Source organism: Mesorhizobium sp. M1E.F.Ca.ET.041.01.1.1, from assembly GCF_003997355.1.
GTDB lineage: Bacteria > Pseudomonadota > Alphaproteobacteria > Rhizobiales > Rhizobiaceae > Mesorhizobium.
In genome coordinates, this window is the sequence record NZ_RZSL01000580.1 from 1 (window position 1) to 3,666 (window position 3,666).

4 protein-coding genes and 1 pseudogene are annotated in these 3,666 nt (G+C 65.2%); 2 read left to right on the forward strand and 3 right to left on the reverse strand.

Annotation, left to right across the window (positions count from 1 at the left end; all coding sequences use genetic code 11):
* Positions 1 to 310 (forward strand): annotated as a pseudogene (locus EOA38_RS30570) (caspase family protein); the annotation flags it as partial.
* A 349-nt stretch (positions 311 to 659) separates the two neighbouring features.
* Here EOA38_RS30570 and EOA38_RS30580 read toward each other — a convergent pair.
* Both EOA38_RS30580 and EOA38_RS30585 read right to left on the reverse strand, forming a co-directional pair.
* Complete coding sequence (locus EOA38_RS30580) at positions 660 to 1,901, reverse strand: class I SAM-dependent RNA methyltransferase (protein WP_127300983.1); 1,242 nt, start codon at positions 1,899 to 1,901, stop codon at positions 660 to 662.
* On the reverse strand, positions 1,898 to 2,671 hold the full coding sequence (locus EOA38_RS30585; RefSeq protein ID WP_127221684.1) for a TlyA family RNA methyltransferase: 774 nt from the start codon (positions 2,669 to 2,671) through the stop codon (positions 1,898 to 1,900). Before EOA38_RS30585 ends, EOA38_RS30580 begins: the two co-directional genes overlap by 4 nt.
* Before the next feature lie 104 nt (positions 2,672 to 2,775).
* Here EOA38_RS30585 and EOA38_RS30590 point away from each other — a divergent pair, with 104 nt between their 5' ends.
* Complete coding sequence (locus EOA38_RS30590) at positions 2,776 to 3,177, forward strand: GFA family protein (protein WP_127221682.1); 402 nt, start codon at positions 2,776 to 2,778, stop codon at positions 3,175 to 3,177.
* On the opposite strand, the gene EOA38_RS30595 is transcribed toward EOA38_RS30590, so the two are convergent.
* A complete protein-coding gene (locus tag EOA38_RS30595; protein WP_126095244.1) occupies positions 3,174 to 3,458 on the reverse strand; it encodes a hypothetical protein in 285 nt (94 codons plus the stop codon). The genes EOA38_RS30590 and EOA38_RS30595 overlap by 4 nt on opposite strands.
* Positions 3,459 to 3,666 lie beyond the last annotated feature (208 nt).

Genomic DNA, 3,666 nt, shown 5'->3' on the forward strand with positions numbered 1-3,666 from the left:
GTATTCGTCAGGCGAACTGGCGACCCCGGCGAATGACGCCGGGCTGATCGGACAGACCTTGCAAGCGGCCGGGTTCGACGTGGTCGGGGCGCGCGATGTCGACCAGGAATCGCTGCGCGGCGCCTTCCGCGATTTCCTTGCCAAGGTTTCGGCCGCCGGCCCCGACGCGGTCGTTTTCGTCTACCTTGCCGGCCACGGCGCCCAGTTCGAAGGCGAGAACTATTTCCTGCCGGTCGACGCCAACATCGCCAATCCCGCCGATGTGCCGATCCAGGCCATTCGGGTCTCCGACCTCACCCAGCCGCTTGCAAGGTCTGTCCGATCAGCCCGGCGTCATTCGCCGGGGTCGCCAGTTCGCCTGACGAATACGCGGCGTTGCCGATGACGAAGGCGAGGCGTTTTTGCTCTTGCGCAAACACTCCCGTCGCGGACGCGACGGTCAGTACGATGAGAACGACGATGAAGCCGATGAATTTCTGAAGCGTTTGCATCGCAATCCGCCGTCCGTTGTCCGCCATCCGTTCGAAACATTAACGCCGGGGAGGCAGGAATGTTTCCCTACAGCGCGAAATTAAGACCCCGCAAAAAGGCGGCTTTAGGGCGCAATTTCGTCGAAAGAACAGAGGCTTCACAAAACGTCCTGTGGACCCGGTTGTGGACTACCGGCGTCGCCTCGGCTTCTCCAGCAGCGCGACCGCCTCGACATGCGGCGACCACAGGAACTGATCGATCGGCGTCACGCTCCTCAACTGATAGCCGCCGTCGAGGAGGATGCGCAGATCGCGCGCCAGCGTCACCGGATTGCAGGACACGGCCGCGACCAGCGGCACGTCCGAGCGGGCGATCTGCTTCGACTGGTCCTCCGCGCCGGCGCGCGGCGGATCGAAGACGAGGCCATCGAAGCCATTCAATTCCTTGAAGGTCAGCGGCCGACGGAAGAGGTCGCGGCGCTCGCTGGTCACCCGCTTCAGGCCGCTGGCGAAGCGGAAGGCGCGGTCGAGCGCCGCAAGCGCCGGCGCGTCGCCCTCCACGGCATGAACCTCGGACCTGGCCGCGAGCCTGAGCGCGAAGCTGCCGCAGCCGGCGAAGAGGTCGGCGACCTTTTTGGCCCGCGACAGATGCTGGCCGACGAGATCAGCCATCGTCTGCTCGGCTGCCTCCGTCGCCTGCAGGAAGGCGCCGGACGGCACGGCGACAGCGACCGGCCCGAATTGCACCACCGGCTTTTTCGGCTCGACGATGACCTCGCCGTCGACGGAAAGCCTCGCCAAGCCCTCGGCCATCACGAAATTGGAGGCGATGCGGCGCTGGTGCTCGCCGAGCCTGCCGGCATCCTGGACGGCGACGTCCAGTCCGGACGCGGTGACGGTGACCGTCATGTGGAAGGCTTTTGGTGTGGCGCAAACCAGATCGGCCAGCCTACGCAAGCGATCGAGCGACGCAACGACCACCGGCAGCGAGATCGGGCATTCCTCGATCGGGATGATTTCGGAGGAGTGCGCGCGCACGAAGCCCAGCAGCATGCCGGCCTCGCTACGCCTTGCGCTGAAGACAACGCGGCGGCGGGTCTGCGGCGAGCAAGGCACCAGCGCGTCGATCTCGCCCGCGATGCCCTTGGCCTTCAGCGCCTGCACTACCCGCTCGCGCTTCCACTGGCGATAGGCCCCGGCTTCGAAATGCTGCAGCGCGCAGCCGCCGCATTCGGTGAAATGGCGGCAGGCCGGATCGACCCGGAGCGGCGAGGCCTCCAGAACCGACATAAGCGTCGCGCGGTCCTTTTGGCGTGCCGCGGTGACCGTCTCGCCCGGCAGCGTGAACGGGATGAACACCTCGCCTCCATCGGCGCCGGCGATGCCGTCGCCCTGAGCGCCAAGCCTGGTGATGGTGAAACGCGCGCTCATTTCGATCCCGCATCCTTGATCGCGGCGAGCAGGAACTCGCGATTGCCGTCGCCGCCTTCGATCGGCGACGGGTGCAGCCCAAGCACGCGCCAGCCCGGTATGCCGGAAAGCCAGTCGCGCAGACTTGCGGCAATGCGTTCGGCATCGCTTGGATTCCTGAGCAGCCCGCCCTTGCCGATCGCCTCGCGGCCGGCCTCAAACTGCGGCTTGACCAGAAACAGCGCCCTGGCGCCCTCGCCCGCCAACGCAAGCGCCGGCGGCAGCGCCAGTTTCAGAGAAATGAAGCTGACATCGCAGACCAGGAAATCCGGGATACGGCCGCCGAGATCGGCAGTCGTCAAATCGCGGGCGTTCAGCCCCTCGATCATCATCACGCGCGGATCGCCGGCGATATCGGGATGCATCTGGCCATGGCCGACATCGATCGCCGTGACATGCGCGGCGCCACGCTCGAGCAGCACCTGGGTAAAGCCGCCGGTCGAGGCGCCGATATCGAGCGCCTCGCTCCCCGAAGGATCGAGCCCGAAACGGTCGAGGCCGGCAATCAGCTTCAGCGCCGCGCGCGACACATAGGCCTGCGCCGGATCGTCGATGGCGACGCGGCAGTCCGGCGCGACGGACTGTCCGGGCTTGCGGGCAACGCTGCCGTCAACGCTGACCGTGCCGCGCTCGATCGCGTCGCGGGCGCGCGAACGGCTGGCGAACAGGCCGCGCCCGACGAGCAGTTCGTCGAGCCTGAGGCGCGCACCGGCTGGCAAAGGAGAGTTCATTGGCCTTCATTGGCGAAAGCCGGACGCGAAGGCAATGGGAGCCTGTTGAATATGGCGCGCGGCGCGGCAGAATGCGGGCCTTCATCCAACCTGAGGAGGAGGCAATGCTCAAGGGAACCTGCCATTGCGGCGCCGCGCACTGGACCCTGGAAGGCGATCCGGGATCGATCACGGCCTGCAATTGCACGCTTTGCCGCCGCTACGGCACGCTCTGGGCCTACGATTATGCCGACGAGCGCATCCGCATCGCGGGACCAATGCGTTCCTATACGCGCGCCCAAGTGGCCGAACCCGCGCTCGAGATATTGTTCTGTCCGAAATGTGCCTGCGTACTTGCCTGGCGCGGCTTGCGGTCCAGTTCGAGCGGCCGTACGCGCATCGCCGTCAATGTCAGGCTGGCGCCGCCGGAGGCCGTCGCCGATCTGCCGATCGACCATTTCGACGGTCTCGACACGTTCGACGATCTGCCACGCGACAGCCGCTGCGTGCGCGATATGTGGTTTTAGAAGACCGTCTGCGAGACCGGGCGCTCGACGGCCGGCATCAGGCCGTCATTGTTGGAGGCCTGCTTGCGCGGCTCGACCGGAGCGGGCGCAGCCGGCGCCGCTTCCGGCAGCACAACCAGTTGAGCGACCTGCTTATAGGAGAAACCGCCCCGGATATCGCCCATCTTGCCGGCAACGATCTCGACCACCGCTTTCTCGAGGTTGCGATCGTAACGCGTTTCGGCTGCCGCCGGCGCGGCCATGGCCATCGCAAGGGCCATGCCACTTAGGAACGATTTCATTGTTCTTATCCCCGCCTAAGGACCAAGGTCTTAGCAGGGCGCCGTTGAAAATCGACCAAAAGACAGGGTAACCGAACCGCCAAACGGAAGCGTTAACAATGAGTTACGATTTCTGGTTTAACGCAATTCCGGACGCAAAACCGCCGTGCACTTTCGCTGGGATTGCTTCCAAAGCCGGCAAACAGATTCAGCGCGTTGAGAATTAGAT